Source organism: Burkholderia cepacia, from assembly GCF_001718835.1.
Lineage (GTDB): Bacteria > Pseudomonadota > Gammaproteobacteria > Burkholderiales > Burkholderiaceae > Burkholderia > Burkholderia cepacia_F.
Genome location: NZ_CP013443.1, coordinates 939,748 through 960,330, shown reverse-complemented (window position 1 = coordinate 960,330; position 20,583 = coordinate 939,748). Strand labels below are relative to the sequence as shown.

The window sequence follows — 20,583 nt, the reverse complement described above, 5'->3', positions numbered from 1 at the left end:
CGTGTTCGCGCCACTGTCGATCGCGACGATCGGCGGCGGGCAGGCGATCATCGCCGATCTCCAGCGTCAGGCCGCCGACGTCCATCACTGGATGACCACCCCACCGTTCGTCAACGATTTCGCGATCGCCCGGATGGTGTCCGGCCCCGGCTCACTGCTCGCGACGCTGATCGGCTGGCAGGTCATTGAGGCCGACACGGCTCGCATCCGCTCGCCCCGCCCATACCGCTTCGATCAGCAGCCGAATGCGGTCCGGAATGCTGCCCACGTTTCGCGATGCAACTCGAATCCGATACCGGGCGCCTGCGGCACGGACGCCTGGCCGGCTGCGACCATCGCGCCGTCAGCCAGTCCGCGAAACGGTCGAAACGCGAACGGGTTGATTTCCGCGCCGCCCAAGCCCAGCGCCGCGACGACATGCAGCCAGAACAGATGGCCGCCATGCGGCCAGAATGCGTCGTGAGGCCATCCACGCGTGGTGAAATGGTCGACGATCTGCAGGTAACCCGGCAGCCCGTAGCAATGCACCGGGTCGAACACGAGCACGTCGCGGTCCTTGCGCAAGCCGCCATGCAGATCGAGCAGCTTCGCCTCCGCGAGCGAGAACAGCGCTTCGCCGGCCGCGATCGGCGGGGCGTAGCGCGTGGCGACGTCCGCCTGGAGCGGCAGGTCGAGCGGATCGCAGATGTCCTCGAACCACCATAGATCGAGCGGCGCGAGCATCGCGACGGCGGCGCGGCTGGTCCGCGCGTCGTACGTGTTCATCGCGTCGACCGCGAGATGCCGGCTGCTCGGCAACTGCGCCGCGGCTGCTTCGATGCGCGCGCGGTCCCGATCGGGATCGACGCCGCCGATCTTGATCTTCGCGTGCGTGTAGCCGAGATCGGCAATGCGGCGCATTTCATCCGACAGACGCGCGAGATCGTCATGCGGATAGCGGTAGCCGCCGCCCGCGTATACGCGCACGTGCGGTGAAACGGCGACTTTTCGTCCGAGTCTGTCGGCGAGGAAGCGATACAACGGCAGGTCGGCGATCTTCGCGGCGGCGTCCCAGATCGCCATGTCGAGCGTGCCGATCGCCACGCATCGTTCGCCGTGTCCGCCGGGTTTTTCGCCGGCCATCATCGCGCGCCACGCGCGGAGCGGGTCGAGGTTCGTGCCGGCTTCGTCGGCGAGCGCGTCGGCGGCGGCCAGCAGGCGCGGCGCGAACCGTTCGCGGATCAGGCCGCCCTGCGCGAAGCGGCCGACCGATGCGTAGCCGTAGCCGGCGACCGGCTTGCCGTTGCGCGACACGTCGGTGACCACGGCCACGACACTCGTCGTCAGGCCGCCGGATGGAATGGCCGGGTCGGCGTAACGGGAAACGGGAATCGTGCGTTCGCGGATGTCGGTGATGCGCATGGTCCTGTTCCCGTTGTGTTGCAGGTTGTTGCACGAGACACCGAATGCAATCGCTAACCGCGGCGACGGCCGCGATGCAGCACCTCCGTGATCGCCCCGAAATCGGCCTGGATGACGGCGAAGATGAACGCGGTGGACATGCCGAACAGCAGCACGCCGCACGACGACTCGATCGCGCCCAGCATCCGCCAGTTGCCGATCAGTGCGAGACCCGACGCGCCTCGCGTCGCCATCGTATCGATCGAGTAGAACAGCGCATCGCCGAACGAACCGATTGCGTCGAGCCACACGAACGTCGCGGCCCATGCAGCCGCCTCCAGCGCATGCTGCAGGCCGAGGGCGATGCAGATCAACGCGATGATGGCGGTCACCTTGCGCAAGTGCGCGTGGATGTCGTCGCGCCGCACGTCGAGCACATGGCGGACCCGACGGGCGGCGACCGCCAGAGAAACCATCGCGGCCGCGTGGACCAGAATGGTCGCCATGCCGAGCAGCACGCCGATCGTCCAGCTTTTCATGGGGGGTTTCCGTTTGGGGATGGCAACGCGGAGGGGAGCCAAGATTGACATCGATGGCGGGAATTCCGCTGCGTGGATACTGCTTGCAGGCATCGTCCTGTTTTTATGTGAATGGGCCCTTGCAACGTGCAAGGGCCGCGATGACAGAGGCCGCGAACCGGGAAGGCGTCCGGACGACGACGATAAGTGTCGTCGAATCTATAGCCTCGCTCAGGCGAAGACGATCATGATGTCGGGGTTTCAACCGCGAGCAGCTATCAGATCAAGAAGATCGACTCGGACTACTTTGACGGCGACGCGCTTTGATTGTAGGCAACCCATGCTGCGTCGATCAGAGAAGCCGGAATCTCGCCCGCCTCGAATCCCGAAACATCTTCGAGAAGTAGCAGCAGACATTCGGTAAAAGTGGTTTGCACAAGGCCATCACCACAATCTTCCCGAACGACCGCTGCCAGTTCGTGAATTTGATCGGCGTTCAGCGACGACAGGTCGTCAGGTCGTTTGATCTCGTTCATGTCGCCACCATCCCCTGATACCTGCGTAACGGCAACAGTGCTACACGAACAACCTGGCGGACAGCTTAATTCTGGTCATGCCAATCAGGCATCACACGTCAACCTTCATCACCTGCTGCGACGCGATGAGCTTCGGTGGCGTCGGACACTTGCAAATGCAAAGATCGTCACTCAGTGCGACACGGCGACCGTCCGGTCCTGTCATCGGAAGCCGCAGACCGACGCACTGAATCTTGCCGATCGATTTACATACTGGGCAAAACACATCGTCGTCCTCGTGCGCGATGTGCCTGCCGTCGAGTGCAAACGGCGTGATCTTGGCTTGGACCGTTCCCGCCACCGTCGTATGATCGCCGTCGAGAATCAAGTATCTCGTCATGGTAGGCGTTACCCGTCTTGCTTTTGGTTCGGCGACCAGTGCCAATTCGTCGTACCCCAAGAGCTTCCCTCAATCACGGGCATGATTTCACCCACCTCGAAATAACGACGGCTTCCCGCCTTGGCTGGTGTGTGCCACCATCCCGCTTCCGGACATGCACTGCCACCTCGCACACTCTGGCGGGCCGGTTCTCGATTTACGGGCGGCGGAACGATCGTCGGCGGCTCAGGAATCGGCTGTGCATCAGGCAAATCAAAACGGGCTACCCACTTGCGGGCGTTCTTCACATCCGCGCTCGGAAGATCGGGAATATAGGTATGCAGCGCGTCGGGCTTCGGATCGCGCAGCACACGCAGGACACTGTTCACGAACACATACGGTTCAGGCAAGCCCTCTTCAGGAGCGCCAAGGCGGGGGAAGTCGCCCGCGCGGATCATCAGACACGCATTCGCGCGCTCGATGTGAATATCAGGACGATCAAGCTTTTCTCGAATCGCCGCCTCGCCGCCCAAACGCTCGATGAACAGTTCGCCTAGGATCGTGAACCAGTTCACCCCCTTGATGAAGCCCCACCGCCCGACCTTCGCACCGGGATGCAGATGATCATAGGAGGCGGTTAGATCGTCCTTGGATTCACCTTCGTAGGATACCGGGTCGTACTCTTGTTTCTGCAGGTGCGCGGTACTGTCAATGTCTAACCCGCTGAAACGTTCCGCAAGTGCCCATTCTTGCGGCATATATCGGTGGTAGCTATACGCAAGAACAGGCGCAAGCCCACCATAGCCACCACGCACTACGAGTTTGTTACACACATAACGCAGAAATTCCTCGTACTTCGCGACTCCTTCGGCGGTAGTGACCAAATTCATCGGCACATTGAATTTCAAATGCGATAAACCCGTCTCCCGTCCCTTAGGCACCCTCAATCGTCCGGTGGGCGAAACATAGTCCTCTTGAAGTGCCGTCCCGGTTAACACCCCGATATTGAATTCCGCCGCTGTATCTTGGTCGGTTGCACTGGAACGCAACACACTGACTTGCATATATGACGGTGTATCGGAAATTGCACGGCGAATCTTCTCAACACCCTTGGCATTTCGCGTCGTGAATTTTCCAAGGTCAGCATCCTTCCCTCCCTTCAGATGCTCGCCGAACATTTCATCAAAGCGGTCAAAGCAGTCAAGGATCGCCTGTCGGACCTCAGGCTGCGAGCCGCGCTCAAAGAACACCGTACCGATGACACCCGGTAACACGCCCATTGAGTTGTCGGCAAGGCGTACGCTCAAATCTTCCTGATAGCGGGAAAGCGCCTGCAGCGGCGTCAAGACAGGTTTCGAATCACTCAAAGTCATAATCGGATCGTCAATTGATCAGTCGCACATGAATTCGGTCAACTTGCGGACAACGCTGCGACCGCACTCCCACCCCCGACGACTACACCAAGGGTCGCAGCCAATGCCGCAGCGGCCTCCGCACCAGCCGCGATAATCGCACACAGAGCAGCGAAAATCGCGATCAACTCAGGCAGCAACAGGATCACGATCGCGACGCCAACGACAATGGCGACCGCTATCGCGGCTCCTTTCAGCAGCGTCACGCCGACCTGCGCCCAATCGATATGAGTGAGCACGTCCCACGTCATATCAGTCATGCGCACTATCGCTTCCCATCCAGCCTTGAGTTGTGCAGCCGTGTAGCGGAATATTTCGTGCCCCGTCTCGTCAACCCACACCCAAGCGCTATGTGCCTTGTCGGCGACCCACTGACCCGCCGTAAACATCCATGCCGCATGCTGATGCAGGAACGCGCTGGTTTCAGCGGACAGGTATGAATACCCACGATGAACAGCGTCCCAAACAGGGGCGACAGCATGTTCAACCTCTTCGCCGAACTCGTGTGCCTTTTGCCACCAGTCCTCATACCAGACGTGATGCGGGACAGCAGGGACGCTACGAATAGGCACGCGCTGGCGCTCCTTTTCCTCTTGGGCTTTCGGCGCGGGAATAGGGGCGGGTTTGGGGATTTTCTGCAAGTCCCCATTGCAGTCAGTCACATCAATAACGGTCATGCGGTTTTTGAAGTCGCCGGAAATGGCCCGGTACGCTTCCTCTTGCCCCGGGCCCCAATTGTCACCCGGGAATTTGACTTCGACCAATCGCAACATATTGTTGGCATGATGCCCGCCTTCGCGATCGACAGTTCCACGCCCGGGCCAGAGAATCGCCTCACTTTCCACAATGATCACGTCGGGTCGCCGAAGAGCACCTACCTTCGCTCCGGGTGGAAACGGGTTCCGGCTTCGACGACGCTCTGTCCCGTGGGGTTTTTCATTACTCAAGAAGGGAATCGGAGCAGCAACGCCGCCTGTCGCGAAGAACGGCATCATGTCGAAGCTCACTTCGGCCTTGTACTTGAATAGCCACTTCCACTTGAACTCTTCCTCGATCATCATCGGCACACTCATCGCGGACTGCATGAGCAACCGGTGAACGATCGAACCATCGCGCAACTTGACGGGAACGTACTTCGCCGTTTTCAGCGCAGTCTCGACCTTTTCCTGCAAATATCCCTTGGTGTTTGGCGGCAGATACGCGTACTCAGGTACACGCTCTTTGATCGTCTCGCACGCGCCCGCCGGTTGAAGTGACCCGCCCATTGTGTTCTCCAAGTATCGTCGGCACTCACGTGCGCTCGTCGGGGTCGACCTTCACATAATCGGCCCAAATGTCAGGTTCCCCGCCGCCTGCATACTTCCACGGCTCCACATCCTGCTTTTCCTGCTCGAACGCCTTGAGGCTCACGCTCTGTGCGCTCGGCGTAAAAACCGGCACCGTTTCGCCAAAATCGTTCGTGTGCCCGAGCACGGTTCTTCCCGACGGCAGTTTCAGTTCGTATGCATGTCGAATCATCGGTGTGCCGTCCGTCTGGTTCTTCAGGACGTATTGCGCCTGATACGACGGCCTGAACTGCGGCATCGCGTACGACTCACTGACCGGTCCGGCGAAGCTGAACGATGCGCCCTTGAAATCAACATTGCCCGGTGCATGTATCGAGACGTTGCCACCCTTGATGCGAATCGTCGCACCGCCGCAGTACAGGACTAATTCCTGATCAGCCGCAATTTCCATCCGTCCGGCCACCGACAACAGTTTCACTAGCTGCTGCGCGACCATTTCCAGATCGCCATCCTGCGCCTGTATTTCGACCTTGCCCTTGCCCGCTACGGCCTTGATCCCCTGATTCCGTGCGAACAGGCTCAGATGATTTACCGCAGCCGCGTGCATCGACCCGCCCGCCGCCAGATACGAATCTTGCCCACTGATCCAGTTCGCCTGTTGGTCTGCGCTGGCATGAAGCGACTGATGCGTGGACAGGCCAATTCCAGCCGGACTGCCGAGCAACAACAGCGGTTCAGCGAATGCATTCGCGTTACCAGTTCCGCCGCCCGCCGTATGGCCGCCGGATGCTTCACCGGATGCCGACTGCTTCGTTGCAGCGGTGAACGCCGTCAGTGCATCAACACCGGGTTTCAGGCTCTCGACTTGATGCTGTTCGCTCGCATCCGAAATACTGCCGAGCAGGTTTTTCGAGCGCGTAAGCTGTTCGCGCGCCTCGTCAACGTCTAGCTGATCGCTATCGCGCGAAACAGGGTGCGCGCTGATCGACACGCCGCGGCTACCGCGCATCGACGCGTAATGATCAGCATGCAGCAGCAACCCTGAACCGAGATACCGCCCGCGCGTGTTGCCATTTTGTTGAATCAAATAACCCTGTGCGATCGATGCGTAGCTACTGCCCGTGTAGCTGACCAGCCGCGTACCGCTTTGATTCGTTGCGTCATCGTGGACGAACGCGTTAAACGCGCCCGTACCGCCGAACCCCTGCGACTGGAAACCCGACAGCAAGACATTCGAATGCCATGGAGAAGGTGTCGTGCCACCGTTGACACGCCCCAAAATAAAGGGTTTGTCGCAATCGTTTGCCCAATAGGCGACCAAAACCCATTCACCGGCCCGCGGCACGTGTACCGATCCGTAGCCGTTGCCCGTATCGGCCTGCATTGTCGATAGCAGCGGCGATGAAGCGAACGAGCCATCCGGATTCTTGCGGTCCCACGCAAAATGCACGCGCACCTGGTTCCGCTCGTTCGTCCACGCTTCCGATCCTTGCTGCGTCACGACGATAGCGTGTTCAATCGTCATGTTCGGCTTCGGGTGCGCGAGCGGGCTGCGATATTCAACGCTCGCCTCTTGCGCCTCAACCTCGATGACAAAAAATCCCGCTGTTCCGTCCTGCGGGTGTTCCGGTGTCTTGAAACGCGCCCCGTGTGCCGCTTGTTGCTCGGCCAACGTCGCACGCAGACTGCGCGGATATTCCGTCGCCTGTTGACCAATCGACACGTTGTTTTCGACGTACCAACGCGCCTCGATGGCGAGAAATTCCCGCTTCTTCGGATCGCTGTCGGGATGGCGTGGATGGTTGTTCAGCGTGAATCGCAACCCGGCGTCGAGCCATCGCAAACCCCCGACACCGAAAAAGCGGCGAGCGCGCGAATCCCATCCCTCTACACGCCGATGTGCGCGGGCTGCACCGCTGTCCGAATCGGGGTAGCCGTACGCTGTCGGCTCGTAAACCGTCATGGGTGCAACAGGAATGCTGCGCGAATCCGAATACCGCCCGCCGTCCGCCGCGTAGGTTGTGGATTGCAGGGCGCTGTCGGTCTGGAAATGGGATGTTGGCCGCTTGTAGTCGAACGCGCGAGACATGTAGCGCAGACTCTGCATCGTCTGCACGACCGCCCATTGCGTAAACCCATCCGCTTCGTGATCAGCGTTACCGCGATAGTATTCGGCCGGTTTCGCTTCCGGCAGTGACGATACACGATCGAGAATGACGAGCGTCGTTTTCGGCCACTCACCTTCTTTCGTCGGCTCGTGCAGCCAATAGAAGTACCAGCCTTCATCTTCGAGAAGGCGATGCACAAAATGCAGGTCGGATTCGCTTTGACGGCACCATGACCGCACAGCAGGCTCGCGCGTCAGTTCGAACCGGAACCGCCCTTGGAACTGCGGATATCGGTTGAGAACGTCGGAAATGATTTCGCGCGCGTCCTTTTCGAGCCAACCCTCGTCGTTATGGGTCTTGCTCAGGAAAATCAGGGCGGAGGAAAATTCGAGCTGGTACGTTGACACGCTACCGTCGCCGCCCAAATACCCGACCTGATGCACGAATCCATGCACGGGTCGATAGGCCGAATCGGCGTAAAGTGCCGTCCGCTGCTGAATCCAGAGGGTGACTGGCTGATGCATCAGCGACAGCAAATCGGTGTCACCGCGCAGCGATGCAACATCCACGGTCCAGTGATAATCGCCGCCGATTCCGGATGATCCGCGCGCCCGCAATGGCGTCAATACGTTCTGGCCGAGCGGCGTATCCAGCATCAACAGCCGGTCGTGCTGCAACAAGCCCCGGTGGACGGCCTCATACAGGCCGCGATTTTTCAGGTCCCCGAGTGCGGGTGGTCTGAGTACCATTTCACGTTGTCCTTCTCTCTCAGGTTCGACCGTCAGAGAAGCGACACAAGGACGGTCAGCCAGCGGCGACGCAAGGTCGCTCTCGCGCGATTCTAGCTAAAGTCTGAGGAATATTGTCTGGCTTGACGAAATTTGACGCCGATCCATTCAGAGGCAATCGATAGAAGGTAATTCCTTCGGTCGTCGCATCTCGGCCTCCCGCCCCAGCGACGCCACCGCTCCACCGAGCGGCCATGCCAGTTTCGCTGCCACCGCCCCAAACCGCCCGCTTGCCATCCCCGCGTCAAACCCTGTAGAATCACCCGTTCTGCGGGCGTCGTATAATGGCCATTACCTCAGCTTCCCAAGCTGATGACGTGGGTTCGATTCCCATCGCCCGCTCCAGATCGACTCTGAGCCTTGTCTCGTAAGGCTCTGCCGGTCGGCCAGAAGTGGCCGCACCCACACTTCTCCCACACCTGCCACTTACCCTGTCCGAGAATTGCCGTCGGGAGCCTTCCCTGCTTATCAAGACACCTCGGCTGCACCGCAACAGGAAATCAGGCGGACATTCCTGGCGCTACGAACGTCCGGCGATCCTTGCGGAACGCCTCGGGAACATCTCTGCGCTTGACGCGATCGTTCAAGCGTGACCTCGCGGGGCAATCAATCAAACACAGCGTTAAGTCGCGTTTATCCGGGACATCTGGAAAACGCATTCAGCCTCAAGGAAACGTTTAGCTCGATCGAGATCGAGCCACCCAAAAACTGAACGCGCTTCCGGCTATCGCACAGTGTCGGGCACTCGGCGCGCATACGCGAACGTCACGCACAGCCGATCGATCGAATGCCTGACGGGTTTCCCCGACCACCAGTCGTTATCGACCGTTTTCCCGTCGCCGACCGCAATGCCCACGTGCCAGTGGTCCGATGGACATTTCAGCCCCAACGCACCCGAGGGCCGGGGCTTCCAGAACACGACATCGCCCGGCTTCAAATCCTCGGTCTTGCGAACCTTCGGCCAGGTCGACAACGCCGAATCGATCGAGGAGACGGACGCGCGGTTGCCTATCGGATGCCCCGCCTCCCTGAAGATCGCGCTGACCGTGTACGCGCACGACAGCAGCCCGGGAAATCGCAGTCCGAGATAGCGCCTCCCGGTCGCGGCATTCCATCTCTGTACGCCGTAGAGCGAACCATCCTCCTTCACGGCGGACGGTGCTGCCGACGCAGCGTCGGCGAGTCGATGCGCGAGCGGCAGATCGCGCTGCACAAGCGGCCGCGCAGGTGCCGCTTCGCTTGCCTGCACCGCCGACAGGCTCGCCATCGATCCCGCAATCAGGACGAGCACCAAGACCCCATTTCGCATTCACCTGCCCCCTTCACTTCATACCCCGCAAACACGGAAGCGCCGCAGTGCCAGCGAGTCTACTCAATTGCCCGGCAACTGGACGGACGATTTTGCGTTGTGCTACTCTACCGACCCCTGCATGGCAGGCCTGTTGCCCGTGGCCGCCTGCTCGACGTTCAGGCAGGCAACCGGGCAAGCAGTTGAATGCAAGTGGAATTGCAGGTCGATGGCTGACTGTCCCATCGCCCGCTCCACTTTCCGGCTGCATCGCAGCCTGCGCACAAGCCGCCTCGTCGAAGGCGGCTTTTTTGTACCGCGCGCCGGTCCGGCCGGCGCGGCAATCGCGCAACGGGCCCTCGCCCGCAACCGAGCCTTTCTCTGTACCGATGATGCACGACGATCCGAACGAAGCCGGCCTGCCGCCGCACGACGACGCCATTCCCGATGAAGCCGCCGAAGGCGCCGACGCCGTCAATCCGCTGCACCACCGCCGCATCCGCAGCTTCGTGACGCGCGCCGGCCGCGTGTCGACCGGCCAGCGCCGCGCGCTCGACGAACTCGGCCCGCGCTTCGTGGTGCCGTATGCGCCGGAGCTGCCCGACTGGAACGCGGTGTTCGGCCGCAGCGCGCCGCGCATCCTCGAGATCGGCTTCGGGATGGGTGCGTCGACCGCGGAAATCGCCGCGAACCGCCCGGGCGACGACTTCCTCGGCGTCGAAGTGCACGAGCCGGGCGTCGGCGCACTGCTGAAGCTGATCGGCGAGCAGGATCTGCCGAACATCCGCATCATCCAGCACGACGCGGTCGAGGTGCTCGAGCACATGCTCGCTCCGGAAAGTCTCGACGGCGTGCACATCTTCTTCCCCGACCCGTGGCACAAGGCGCGCCACCACAAGCGCCGGCTGATCCAGCCGCCGCTCGTCGCGCATCTCGCGTCGCGCCTGAAGCCCGGCGCATACATCCACTGCGCGACCGACTGGCAGAACTACGCGGAACAGATGCTGGAAGTGCTCGGCGCGGAACCGACGCTCGAAAACACCGCCGCCGACTACGCGCCGCGCCCCGACTACCGCCCGGTCACGAAGTTCGAACGGCGCGGGCTGCGCCTCGGCCACGGCGTGTGGGACCTGGTGTTCCGCAAGCGCACAGGCTGAACGACTCGCCCCTGCCCCGAATGGAAAAAGGCCCGACCGGCATCTGCCGATCGGGCCTTTTTTATCGGTGGCGCATCGGCCGCCGTATCGGCATCACGCCCAGTTCAGCCAGCCGCTGTACCCGACCAGCAGCACGAACAGCCCGAACGCGATCCGGTACCACGCGAACACCGTGAAATCGTGCGTCGCGACGTAGCGCAGCAGCCAGCGCACGCACACGAACGCACTGACGAACGCCGCGACGAGGCCAAGCGCGAACAGGCCGAGCGAATCGACGGTGAACGCCTGCCAGTCCTTGACGGTTTCATAGAGCGTCGCGCCGAAGATGATCGGAATCGCGAGAAAAAACGAGAACTCGGTGGCCACGCGCCGGTCGAGACCGAACAGCATCCCGCCGATGATCGTCGAGCCCGAGCGCGACATGCCGGGGATCAACGCGAAGCACTGCGCGATGCCGACCTTGAGCGCATCGAGCGGGGTCAGCGCATCGACCGACACCACGCGCGGCGGCTCGCTGCGTTCGCGCTGCCGCGCCTCGGCCCACAGGATGATCGCCCCGCCCGCGACGAGCGCGAACGCGACGGGTACCGGCGAGAACAGCACGGCCTTGATCTTCTTCTCGAGCAGGAGGCCCAGCGCGATCGCGGGAATCGTCGCGATCACGACGTTCAGCGTGAAGCGCCGCGCATCGGGCCGGCTCGGCAGCCCGGATACGATGGACGCGATCCGTTGCCGGTATTCCCAGCAGACCGCGAGAATCGCCCCGAACTGGATCACGACGTCGAAAGTCTTCGCGTGCGTATCGTTGAAATTCAGGAAGCTGCCCGCGACGATCAGGTGACCGGTGCTCGACACCGGCAGGAATTCCGTCAGCCCCTCGACGACGCCGAGGATCAAAGCCTTGCAGATCAGGATCCAGTCCATCCGTGGCCCAACTCCGAAATGGTCGAATGAATGGGCCACTCTTCCACGCGCGGCCCCCCTCCGGCCGAGCGCGGTTCGTCGTCACTTTTCGACGATCGCCACGCGTATGCCGTTTGTAAGAATCGTAATTGTACCGGGTTCGTAGTTCACCCCGGCAAATTGCAGCTGTTCGGGCTTGAACGTGTAGATCGGATAGTTGGTCAGCAACTGCGTCGCGAGCAGGCCGGCGGCCGCGCCGACCTGTTGCGCGTACGTCTGCGCGTCGCCGTCGAGCGCGAGGCTGTCGACGGCCGGCGACTTCAGCACGACCGAACGGCTCGGTGCGTCGTAGGCAAGCTGGCCCGACACGGTGAACTTGCCGCTGACGGGCGCGCGCAGGAACGGGCTCGCGAAATGCGCGTCGAGCTGCACGGCGACGCGGTTCTGGTCGGGCAGCAGGTTGACGGCCGGGTTCGCGAGCGACACGTCGACGACCTGCGCGACCGTCTTCTGGTACGGGAACTTGCGCGCGACGGCCTTCTGCACGTCGCCGCGCGAGAACGTGTAGTGATCGGGGATGAACGGGAACGTCGACGCGCACGCGGCGAGCGACAGCGTCACGCCGACGGCGGCGGTGCATGCGATGAGGAAGCGGCGCCGACGGCGCGCGCGGCTGGCGGTCATGCTGAATCTCCTATGCTTGCCGAAATGGGCGCCTGATCGATCGGGGGGCCCATCGATATCAGCGCGGCTGTGACGGCTGCGTCGCGGCCTCGAGACGCGTGAGCCACGCGAGCGCGTCGTCGCGCGACGCGCCGCACATGTCCGCGGCCGGCTGCAGCCCGGAACAGCACGCGGGCCGCTCGGGGCGGCCGAAGATCCGGCAGCGCAGGTCGTCGCCGAGCTGCACGCAGCGCACGCCGGCCGGCTTGCCGTCGGGCATGCCCGGAATCGGGCTGGAAATCGACGGCGCGATGCAGCACGCGCCGCAGCCCTCGCGGCACGCATGCGGCGGCGGGACATCGGCAGGCGCCGGGCGGACAGGCATTTCGACGGACACTCGGCTCTCTCGAACGGAACGACGGCAACAACGCGGCGCCGCGCCTCGAGGCCGGCAGCCCCACCCCGCATTGTGCCATCGCCGGCTGCGACGTTATTACACAATGCAGCCCAATCGCGCGTTTATATACTCGAAAGCATCTAAATGCGCGAGACCGCGATGAGCTCAGCCGACACCTTGTTCCGTCCCGATTTGCTCGCGAAGTACGGCGCGAACGGGCCGCGCTATACGTCCTACCCCACCGCGCTGCAGTTCCGCGACGATTTCGACCCGGCCGACTACCTGCGCGCGGCGAGCGACCCCGGCGCCTCGTCGAGCGAGCTGTCGCTGTACTTCCACATCCCGTTCTGCAACACCGCGTGCTTCTACTGCGGCTGCAACAAGATCGCGACCAACAACCGCCGCCGCGCGCGCCCGTATCTCGAGCAGCTCAAGCGCGAGATGGCGCTGCAGGCCGCGCTGTTCGATCCCGCGCGCCCGGTCACGCAGCTGCACTGGGGCGGCGGCACGCCCACCTTCCTGTCCGACGACGAAACGGCCGAGCTGATGGCGGCCACGCGCGAGCATTTCGCGCTCGCGCCGGATGCCGACGCCGAGTTCTCGATCGAGATCGATCCGCGCACGGTCACACCCGCCACGCTCGTCCACCTGCGCAATATCGGCTTCAACCGGCTGAGCCTCGGCGTGCAGGATTTCGATCCGGTCGTGCAACAGGCGATCAACCGTGTCCAGCCGCGCGCGATGACGGCCGACCTGCTCTCGGCCGCGCGCACGACGGGGTTTCATTCGGTGAGCGTCGACCTGATCTACGGGCTGCCGCACCAGACCGTTGCCGTCTTCGCGCGCACGCTGGAAACGATCATCGAACTCGCGCCCGACCGGCTGTCGGTGTTCGGCTACGCCCACATGCCGCACATGTTCAAGATGCAGCGTCAGATCGACGAGGCGACGCTGCCGCCGCCGGAAACGCGCATCGCGCTGCTCGGCCTCGCGATCGACATGCTGACGTCGGCCGGCTACGTGTACATCGGGATGGACCACTTCGCGCGGCCGTCCGACGAGCTCGTGCGCGCGCAGCGCAACGGCACGCTGCAACGCAATTTCCAGGGCTACAGCACGCGCGCGGATACCGACCTCGTCGGTTTCGGCGTGTCGTCGATCGGCAAGGTCGGCGACGTCTACGCGCAGAACGCGAAGGACCTGCCCGCCTACGGCGCCGCGCTCGACGCGGGCCGGCTGCCGATCGCGCGCGGCGTGCGGCTCACGCCCGACGACCGGCTGCGCCGCGACGTGATCACGCAGTTGATGTGCAACCTCGAACTGCCGTTCTCGCATGTCGAGGCCGCACACGGCATCCGCTTCGCCGATCATTTCTCGCGCGAGCTCGACGCGCTGCGCCCGTTCGAGCGCGACGGGCTGCTGACGATCGCGGGCGACCGCCTGACGATCCATCCGGCCGGCCGGATGGTCGTGCGCAACATCGCGATGGCGTTCGACGCGTATCTCGGCCAGACGCAGCAGCAGCGTTATTCACGCACGGTCTAAGCGGGTCGCCGGCCGCGCACGCGCGGCCGGTTGTTGATACAGTGTGGGCCTCATGTCCGCAGCAGAATCCGCACGATGCGCACCACCAAAGCGACCCACGCGGTCGAACGCCTGAAGACCCGCTCCGGCAACCCGCAATTCGCGGCCGTCGCGATGGCGGGCGGCCTGTTCTATCTCGTCGACCGTTCCGGCGGCACCGCCGAGAAGCGCTGCGAGCCGCTGCCGCTCGACGAGTTCGTCAGGTTCGTCGACGAATTCGGCCCCAAAAAGCCGCGCAAGGCGAGCAAGCTCGACCTCGCATTCGAGGCGCAGATCAAGAAGAGCAAGCGATAAGCTGCATTGCAGGGCTTCTGAAGGCTGGCTGCCCGTGCCGTTTGGTACAATTGACAAGTTTCTCTATCCCCGCTGATGGCCGACCAGGCTGCGTGACCACACCATGAATATCGAAAACGCGCGTTTCAACATGATCGAACAACAGATCCGGCCGTGGGACGTGCTGGATCTCGACGTCCTGGGCCTGCTGTCGATCGTCAAGCGTGAAAACTACGTGCCGGCCGAATACCGCGACCTCGCGTTCGCCGACCTCGAACTGCCGCTGCCGGGCGGCACCAGCAAGATGCTGTTCCCGCGCGTCGAAGCGCGCGTGCTGCAGGAGCTGGCGGTCAAGAAGCACGAGAACGTGCTCGTGATCGGCGCCGGTTCGGGCTACCTGGCCGCGCTGTTCGCGCATCGCGCGCAGCACGTGACGGCCGTCGAGATCGATCCGGCCATCGCGAAGTTCGCGGAAGACAACCTGCGCAACGACGGCGTGACCAATGCGGAAGTCGTCCTCGGCGACGGTTCGCGCGGCTGGGCCGGCAAGGCGCCGTACGACGTGATCTGCGTCGCGGGCGGCCTGCCCGTCGTGCCGCAGGAAATGCTCGAACAGCTGAAAGTCGGCGGCCGTCTCTCGGCATTCGTCGGCGGCCGTCCGGTGATGAAGGCGCAGATCATCACGCGCATCGACGACAAGCAGTACCGCGTCGCCGACGTGTTCGAAACCTACATCGACCACCTCGTCAACGCGATCGAGCCGTCGCGCTTCAAGTTCTGAGCGGCGTAGCCTCCATGCAGATCCTGACCGCCGCGATGCTCGCGGCATGGCTCGGCGACAAGACGCGCCCCGCGCCGGTCGTGCTCGACGTGCGCGAACCGTGGGAAATCGCGACCGCGCACATCGCCGGCAGCGTGTCGATCCCGATGCAGCAGATTCCCGCGCGCAGCGAAGAGCTCGACGACGAAGCGGAAATCGTCTGCGTGTGCCATCACGGCATGCGCAGCGCGCAGGTCGCGATGTTCCTCGAGTCGCGCGGCTTCACGAAGCTGTACAACCTGCAAGGCGGGATCGACGCGTGGTCGCGCGACGTCGATCCGTCCGTGCCGCGCTACTGACCTGACTGACCGGCCGCACCTCGCCGGCCACACGAAGTGCCCGACGGGCGCGCGCCGCGCGCCCGTTTTTCTTTCCGCCCTACTCCGTTTCCTTCAGCGCTTCCGCGACGATCGCGAACAGCTCGGCAATCTGCGCCTCCTCGACGATGAGCGGCGGCGAGAACGCGAGGATGTCGCCCGTATAGCGCACCATCGCGCCCTTCTGGTAGCACCTGACGAACACGTCGTACGCGCGCGCGCCGGGCTTGCCGTCGCGCGGCTTCAGCTCGACGCCGCCGACGAGGCCGAGATTGCGCACGTCGATCACGTGCGGCGCGTCCTTCAGCTTGTGGATCTCGCGCTCGAACACCGGCGCCATCCGCGCGGCGCGGTCGAACAGCTTCTCGCGCTCGTACAGGTCGATCGTCGCGCACGCGGCGGCGGCCGCGAGCGGATGCCCCGAATACGTATAGCCGTGGAACAGCTCGATGCCGGCCGGCGCGCCGTTCACGATCGTGTCGTGGATCGCATCGCTCGCCGCGACCGCGCCCATCGGCACCGCCGCGTTGTTGGTGCCCTTCGCCATCGTCAGCAGGTCGGGCGTCACGTTGAAGAACTGCGCGGCGAACGGCGCGCCCAGGCGCCCCCAGCCGGTGATCACCTCGTCGAAGATCAGCAGGATGCCGTGCCGGTCGCACAGCTCGCGCAGGCGCTCGAGATAGCCCTTCGGCGGAATCAGCACGCCGGTCGAGCCGGCCACCGGCTCGACGATCACCGCGGCGATCGTCGACGCGTCGTGCAGCGCGACGAGCCGCTCGAGCTCGTCAGCGAGGTGCGCGCCCCACGCGGGCTGCCCTTTCGAGAACGCGGCTTCATTGAGGTTCAGCGTATGCGGCAGATGATCGACCGACGGCAGCAGCGCGCCCGAAAACGCCTTGCGGTTCGGCGCGATCCCGCCGACCGAGATGCCGCCGAAGCCGACGCCGTGATAGCCGCGCTCGCGGCCGATGAAGCGGGTGCGCTGCCCTTCGCCGCGCGCGCGGTGATACGCGAGCGCAATCTTCAGCGCGGTATCGACCGCCTCCGAGCCGGAGTTCGTGAAGAAGATGTGCTTGAGGTCGCCGGGCGTATGGCGCGCGATCCGCGTGGCCGCCTCGAACGCCTTCGGATGGCCCATCTGGAAGGTCGGCGCGAAATCCATCTCTTCCGCCTGCGCCTTCACCGCCGCGACGATCTCGTCGCGCCCGTGCCCGGCGTTCACGCACCAGAGCCCGGCGGTGCCGTCGAGAATGCGCCGGCCGTCGTGCGACGTGTAGTACATCCCCTTCGCCGATACCAGCAGGCGCGGCGCATCCTTGAACTGGCGGTTGGCGGTAAACGGCATCCAGAAGGCGGACAGATCGGGGGCGTTCGTTTGCTGCTGACTCATGGCGGCTCCTCGGTGGAATCGTTCGGCGCGGCTGCGCGGTGGCAGGGCGCGCCGGCGTGGTGCGAAGACATGATGCGAAGCAATGCGAAACCCGAGTGTAAGCACCGCAACGGTGAAGCACAACCGTGCACCATTTCCGCCCGCGCCCCTGCACCGCGACGAGCCATTCATGCCGCACGACGCGTCACGCGCACCGCGCCGCCGCCCGCGCGACGCACGTCCGCCGTGCATGCGCGCGGCTGGCACATGCCTTGCGTAATGCCGATGGTCGACGCCGCAACGGCGCACGCATATCCAACACGTCAAGGGGAACCCGATGAAACGTCGCAGTCTGTTGAAGTTCGGTTCGATGGCCGGCGCACTCGCGCTCGCGGGCAAGAGCCCGTTCGCGCACGCGGCCGATGCGGGCACCGGCCCGATCAAGGTCGGCATCCTGCACTCGTTGTCGGGCACGATGGCGATCTCGGAGACGTCGCTGAAGGACACCGCGCTGATGACGATCGCCGACATCAACAAGAGCGGCGGCGTGATGGGCCGCAAGCTCGAGCCCGTGGTGGTCGATCCCGCGTCGAACTGGCCGCTGTTCGCCGAGAAGGCGCGCCAGCTGCTCACGCAGGACAAGGTCGCGTGCGTGTTCGGTTGCTGGACGTCGGTGTCGCGCAAGTCGGTGCTGCCGGTGTTCGAGGAGCTGAACGGGCTGCTCTACTACCCGGTGCAGTACGAAGGCGAGGAAATGTCGCGCAACGTGTTCTATACGGGCGCGGCGCCGAACCAGCAGGCGATCCCGGCCGTCGAGTACCTGATGAGCGCGGAAGGCGGCAGCGCGAAGCGCTTCTTCCTGCTCGGCACCGACTACGTGTATCCGCGCACGACCAACAAGATCCTGCGCGCGTTCCTGAAATCGAAGGGCGTGAAGGACGCCGACATTCAGGAGGTCTACACGCCGTTCGGCCACAGCGATTACCAGACCATCGTCGCGAACATCAAGAATTTCTCGCAGGGCGGCAAGACGACCGTGATCTCGACGATCAACGGCGACTCGAACGTGCCGTTCTACAAGGAGCTCGGCAACCAGGGGATCAAGGCGACCGACGTGCCGGTCGTCGCGTTCTCGGTCGGCGAGGAGGAACTGCGCGGGATCGACACGAAGCCGCTCGTCGGCCACCTCGCCGCGTGGAATTACTTCATGTCGGTGAAGAACCCGACCAACACGAAATTCAAGGACCAGTTCGCCGCCTGGGTGAAGGCGAACAACCTGCCGGGCGGCGCGAAGCGCGTGACCAACGACCCGATGGAGGCGACCTATGTGGGCATCCACATGTGGAAGCAGGCCGTCGAGAAGGCGAAGAGCACCGACGTCGACAAGGTGCGCGTCGCGATGATCGGCCAGACGGTTGCCGCGCCGTCGGGCTTCACGCTCGCGATGGACGGCAACCATCACCTGCACAAGCCGGTGATGATCGGCGAGATCCGCGGCGACGGGCAATTCAACGTCGTGTGGAAGACCAAGACCGCGGTGCGCGCGCAACCGTGGAGCCCGTTCATCGCGGGTAACCAGGGCAAGCCGGACATCGTCACGTCGATCCCGGCGTTCCTGCGCCGGCAGCGCACGGCGCTCGCCTGACGCGGCACGGGGCGCCGCGCGAACGCGTGGCGCTCCCGGTCGCGGCGGTTCGCCGTTGCGGCACGCCGGCTTCGGCCGCGATCGCGAACCGTCACCGCGCCCGCCGACGCCCCGGCATCGCCGCACGAGACATCTCCCCCACGTCTGCCAGGATTTCCCGATGCCTACACGCTTTCGCCGAGCCGCCGTCGCGATCGTCGCGTGCGCCGCCCTCGCCGGCGTCGCGCCGCGCGCGGCCTTCGCGCTGACGGCTGCCGATACCGCCGCGCTTGCCGGCGACGACTTCGACGCGAAGACGGCCGCGATCGAACGGCTCGCCGCCGATCCCGATCCGCGCGCCGTCGCGGTGCTCAATGCGTTGTCGAGCGGCGACGCGCTCGCGACCGGCGACGGCCGCCTGCTGATCCAGACCGGCGACACCGCGCACGACGCGCTCTCGCAGGCCGCGACGCCGGCCGGCGACGCGCAGCCCGTGATGCTGAACAACCTGCTGCGCACGAAAATCGCGGGCGCGCTGTCGGGGCTCGCGCTCGCGTCGCCCGACGTCGCCGCGCGCCGCGACGCGATCGATGCGCTGCTGAAGTCGCCCGACCCGGCGCTCAAGCCGATGATCGATCGTGCGCGCGCGAAGGAAACCGATCCCGCGCTGAAGCGCCGCCTCGATGCATTGTGGGCGATCGCCGCGCTGCACGACGCCGATCCGGCGAAACGCCTCGAAGCCGTGCAGGTGGTGGCCGCGCGCCGCGATCTCGACATGATCGAACAGCTGCGGCCGCTCGTCGCGAAGAACGCCGACGGCAGTTACGCGGAGCCCGACGCGCGTGTGCGCGACGCCGCGCAGCAAGGACTGGACGCGTTGCACGCGCTGCAGCGCCGCGGCGAGATCGCGGGCACGCTGTTCGCCGGCCTGTCGCTCGGCAGCGTGCTGCTGCTCGCCGCGCTCGGCCTCGCGATCACGTACGGGCTGATCGGCGTGATCAACATGGCGCACGGCGAATTCCTGATGATCGGTGCGTACGCAACCTATGTCGTGCAGACGCTGATCCAGCGCTACGCGCCCGGCGCGTTCGACTGGTACCCGCTCGTCGCCGTGCCGGTGTCGTTCGTGACGGCCGCGCTCGTCGGCATCGTGCTCGAGCGGCTCGTGCTGCGGCACCTGTACGGCCGTCCGCTCGAGACGCTGCTCGCGACCTTCGGCGTGAGCCTGATCCTGATCCAGGCGACACGCATGCTGTTCGGCGCGCAGAACGTGCAGGTCGTGAACCCGTCGTGGATGAGCGGCGGCGTGACCGTGATGCAGAACCTGATCCTGCCGTACAACCGGCTCGCGATCCTCGCGTTCGCGCTCGCGGTGGTATTCGTCGCGTGGGCCGTGCTGACGAAGACGCGGCTCGGCCTGTTCGTGCGCGCCGTCACGCAGAACCGCCGGATGGCCGCGTGCGTCGGCGTGAAGACCGCGCGCGTCGACGCGTACGCCTTCGCGTTCGGCGCCGGCATCGCGGGCCTCGGCGGCTGCGCGCTGTCGCAGATCGGCAACGTGGGCCCCGACCTCGGCCAGAACTACATCATCGATTCGTTCATGGCGGTCGTGCTCGGCGGTGTCGGGCAGATCGCCGGCACCGTGCTCGGCGGCTTCGGGCTCGGCCTCGCGAGCAAGGCGATCGAGCCGTTCTGGGGCGCCGTGCTCGCGAAGATCGCGGTGCTCGTGATGATCGTGCTGTTCATCCAGAAACGTCCGCAGGGCATGTTCGCCCCGAAGGGCCGCAGTGCGGAGGCTTGAC

At 64.2% G+C, this 20,583-nt stretch carries 19 protein-coding genes, 1 tRNA gene and 1 pseudogene; 9 read left to right on the top strand and 12 right to left on the bottom strand.

Going from position 1 to position 20,583, the window contains the following annotated elements; translation table 11 throughout:
• Position 1: 1 nt before the first annotated feature.
• A pseudogene (locus WT26_RS35425) lies at positions 2–184 on the top strand (chromate transporter); the annotation flags it as partial.
• A gap of 50 nt (positions 185–234) precedes the next feature.
• Here WT26_RS35425 and WT26_RS07815 read toward each other — a convergent pair.
• From WT26_RS07815 to WT26_RS07790, 7 genes are all read right to left on the bottom strand, one after another.
• Positions 235–1,401, bottom strand: a complete 1,167-nt coding sequence (locus tag WT26_RS07815; protein ID WP_069272537.1) for an enolase C-terminal domain-like protein — start codon at positions 1,399–1,401, stop codon at positions 235–237.
• A gap of 53 nt (positions 1,402–1,454) precedes the next feature.
• Entirely contained in the window at positions 1,455–1,919 is a 465-nt protein-coding gene (locus WT26_RS07810; protein ID WP_060133526.1) for a hypothetical protein, read from the bottom strand.
• Positions 1,920–2,200: 281 nt separating this feature from the next.
• Entirely contained in the window at positions 2,201–2,434 is a 234-nt protein-coding gene (locus WT26_RS35420) for a hypothetical protein (protein ID WP_080406057.1), read from the bottom strand.
• Positions 2,435–2,525: 91 nt separating this feature from the next.
• On the bottom strand, positions 2,526–2,813 hold the full coding sequence (locus WT26_RS07805) for a PAAR domain-containing protein (RefSeq protein WP_044357849.1): 288 nt from the start codon (positions 2,811–2,813) through the stop codon (positions 2,526–2,528).
• 8 nt (positions 2,814–2,821) lie between these two features.
• Complete coding sequence (locus WT26_RS35415; protein WP_080406056.1) at positions 2,822–4,165, bottom strand: type VI immunity family protein; 1,344 nt, start codon at positions 4,163–4,165, stop codon at positions 2,822–2,824.
• 38 nt (positions 4,166–4,203) lie between these two features.
• Positions 4,204–5,469 (bottom strand): VRR-NUC domain-containing protein, encoded by a 1,266-nt coding sequence (locus WT26_RS07795; RefSeq protein ID WP_069269947.1) that lies wholly within the window; start codon positions 5,467–5,469, stop codon positions 4,204–4,206.
• Positions 5,470–5,494: 25 nt separating this feature from the next.
• Positions 5,495–8,347, bottom strand: coding sequence for a type VI secretion system Vgr family protein (locus WT26_RS07790; protein ID WP_060156967.1), 2,853 nt, complete (start codon positions 8,345–8,347; stop codon positions 5,495–5,497).
• A 309-nt stretch (positions 8,348–8,656) separates the two neighbouring features.
• On the opposite strand from WT26_RS07790, the gene WT26_RS07785 reads away from it, so the two are divergent.
• Positions 8,657–8,731: transfer RNA gene (locus WT26_RS07785), tRNA-Gly, on the top strand.
• A 379-nt stretch (positions 8,732–9,110) separates the two neighbouring features.
• Here the strand turns inward: WT26_RS07785 and WT26_RS07780 are convergent.
• Entirely contained in the window at positions 9,111–9,680 is a 570-nt protein-coding gene (locus WT26_RS07780) for a C40 family peptidase (protein WP_059551070.1), read from the bottom strand.
• A 383-nt stretch (positions 9,681–10,063) separates the two neighbouring features.
• Between WT26_RS07780 and trmB the strand changes: the two genes are divergently transcribed.
• A complete protein-coding gene (trmB, locus tag WT26_RS07775) occupies positions 10,064–10,831 on the top strand; it encodes a tRNA (guanosine(46)-N7)-methyltransferase TrmB (protein WP_059731347.1) in 768 nt (255 codons plus the stop codon).
• 93 nt (positions 10,832–10,924) lie between these two features.
• Here trmB and WT26_RS07770 read toward each other — a convergent pair whose 3' ends face one another.
• The 3 genes from WT26_RS07770 to WT26_RS07760 form a co-directional block, all read right to left on the bottom strand.
• Positions 10,925–11,755 (bottom strand): undecaprenyl-diphosphate phosphatase, encoded by an 831-nt coding sequence (locus tag WT26_RS07770; protein WP_059529377.1) that lies wholly within the window; start codon positions 11,753–11,755, stop codon positions 10,925–10,927.
• Positions 11,756–11,836: 81 nt separating this feature from the next.
• On the bottom strand, positions 11,837–12,418 hold the full coding sequence (locus WT26_RS07765; protein WP_069272536.1) for a DUF1439 domain-containing protein: 582 nt from the start codon (positions 12,416–12,418) through the stop codon (positions 11,837–11,839).
• A 58-nt stretch (positions 12,419–12,476) separates the two neighbouring features.
• Positions 12,477–12,782 carry a YkgJ family cysteine cluster protein gene (locus tag WT26_RS07760; protein ID WP_069272535.1) on the bottom strand — a complete coding sequence of 102 codons (306 nt, stop codon included), beginning with the start codon at positions 12,780–12,782 and terminating at the stop codon, positions 12,477–12,479.
• 171 nt (positions 12,783–12,953) lie between these two features.
• Between WT26_RS07760 and hemN the strand changes: the two genes are divergently transcribed.
• The 4 genes from hemN to WT26_RS07740 all read left to right on the top strand — a co-directional run bounded on the left by hemN (position 12,954) and on the right by WT26_RS07740 (position 15,770).
• A complete protein-coding gene (hemN, locus tag WT26_RS07755) occupies positions 12,954–14,339 on the top strand; it encodes an oxygen-independent coproporphyrinogen III oxidase (RefSeq protein ID WP_069273707.1) in 1,386 nt (461 codons plus the stop codon).
• A 75-nt stretch (positions 14,340–14,414) separates the two neighbouring features.
• Positions 14,415–14,672 carry a hypothetical protein gene (locus WT26_RS07750; RefSeq protein WP_069272534.1) on the top strand — a complete coding sequence of 86 codons (258 nt, stop codon included), beginning with the start codon at positions 14,415–14,417 and terminating at the stop codon, positions 14,670–14,672.
• Positions 14,673–14,775: 103 nt separating this feature from the next.
• Entirely contained in the window at positions 14,776–15,432 is a 657-nt protein-coding gene (locus tag WT26_RS07745) for a protein-L-isoaspartate O-methyltransferase family protein (protein ID WP_059529367.1), read from the top strand.
• 14 nt (positions 15,433–15,446) lie between these two features.
• Positions 15,447–15,770, top strand: a complete 324-nt coding sequence (locus WT26_RS07740) for a rhodanese-like domain-containing protein (protein ID WP_059529365.1) — start codon at positions 15,447–15,449, stop codon at positions 15,768–15,770.
• Between the two features lie 79 nt (positions 15,771–15,849).
• Here the strand turns inward: WT26_RS07740 and WT26_RS07735 are convergent, their stop codons facing one another.
• Complete coding sequence (locus WT26_RS07735; protein ID WP_059533166.1) at positions 15,850–17,178, bottom strand: aspartate aminotransferase family protein; 1,329 nt, start codon at positions 17,176–17,178, stop codon at positions 15,850–15,852.
• Positions 17,179–17,494: 316 nt separating this feature from the next.
• On the opposite strand from WT26_RS07735, the gene urtA reads away from it, so the two are divergent.
• Both urtA and urtB read left to right on the top strand, forming a co-directional pair.
• On the top strand, positions 17,495–18,802 hold the full coding sequence (gene urtA / locus WT26_RS07730) for an urea ABC transporter substrate-binding protein (protein WP_059529362.1): 1,308 nt from the start codon (positions 17,495–17,497) through the stop codon (positions 18,800–18,802).
• 160 nt (positions 18,803–18,962) lie between these two features.
• Positions 18,963–20,582: an urea ABC transporter permease subunit UrtB gene (gene urtB, locus WT26_RS07725; RefSeq protein ID WP_069272533.1), complete on the top strand. Its 1,620-nt coding sequence runs from the start codon at positions 18,963–18,965 to the stop codon at positions 20,580–20,582.
• Position 20,583 lies beyond the last annotated feature (1 nt).

Bases quoted from the DNA above. Each gene is read 5' to 3' on its own strand.
- WT26_RS07735 (WP_059533166.1), bottom strand. From the start codon at position 17,178: ATGAGTCAGCAGCAAACGAACGCCCCCGATCTGTCCGCCTTCTGGATG.
- hemN (WP_069273707.1), top strand. From the start codon at position 12,954: ATGAGCTCAGCCGACACCTTGTTCCGTCCCGATTTGCTCGCGAAGTAC.
- WT26_RS07815 (WP_069272537.1), bottom strand. From the start codon at position 1,401: ATGCGCATCACCGACATCCGCGAACGCACGATTCCCGTTTCCCGTTAC.
- urtA (WP_059529362.1), top strand. From the start codon at position 17,495: ATGAAACGTCGCAGTCTGTTGAAGTTCGGTTCGATGGCCGGCGCACTC.
- WT26_RS07790 (WP_060156967.1), bottom strand. From the start codon at position 8,347: ATGGTACTCAGACCACCCGCACTCGGGGACCTGAAAAATCGCGGCCTG.
- WT26_RS35415 (WP_080406056.1), bottom strand. From the start codon at position 4,165: ATGACTTTGAGTGATTCGAAACCTGTCTTGACGCCGCTGCAGGCGCTT.
- trmB (WP_059731347.1), top strand. From the start codon at position 10,064: ATGATGCACGACGATCCGAACGAAGCCGGCCTGCCGCCGCACGACGAC.
- WT26_RS07750 (WP_069272534.1), top strand. From the start codon at position 14,415: ATGCGCACCACCAAAGCGACCCACGCGGTCGAACGCCTGAAGACCCGC.
- WT26_RS07770 (WP_059529377.1), bottom strand. From the start codon at position 11,755: ATGGACTGGATCCTGATCTGCAAGGCTTTGATCCTCGGCGTCGTCGAG.
- WT26_RS07795 (WP_069269947.1), bottom strand. From the start codon at position 5,469: ATGGGCGGGTCACTTCAACCGGCGGGCGCGTGCGAGACGATCAAAGAG.
- WT26_RS35420 (WP_080406057.1), bottom strand. From the start codon at position 2,434: ATGAACGAGATCAAACGACCTGACGACCTGTCGTCGCTGAACGCCGAT.
- WT26_RS07810 (WP_060133526.1), bottom strand. From the start codon at position 1,919: ATGAAAAGCTGGACGATCGGCGTGCTGCTCGGCATGGCGACCATTCTG.
- WT26_RS07740 (WP_059529365.1), top strand. From the start codon at position 15,447: ATGCAGATCCTGACCGCCGCGATGCTCGCGGCATGGCTCGGCGACAAG.
- urtB (WP_069272533.1), top strand. From the start codon at position 18,963: ATGCCTACACGCTTTCGCCGAGCCGCCGTCGCGATCGTCGCGTGCGCC.
- WT26_RS07760 (WP_069272535.1), bottom strand. From the start codon at position 12,782: ATGCCTGTCCGCCCGGCGCCTGCCGATGTCCCGCCGCCGCATGCGTGC.
- WT26_RS07745 (WP_059529367.1), top strand. From the start codon at position 14,776: ATGAATATCGAAAACGCGCGTTTCAACATGATCGAACAACAGATCCGG.
- WT26_RS07765 (WP_069272536.1), bottom strand. From the start codon at position 12,418: ATGACCGCCAGCCGCGCGCGCCGTCGGCGCCGCTTCCTCATCGCATGC.
- WT26_RS07805 (WP_044357849.1), bottom strand. From the start codon at position 2,813: ATGACGAGATACTTGATTCTCGACGGCGATCATACGACGGTGGCGGGA.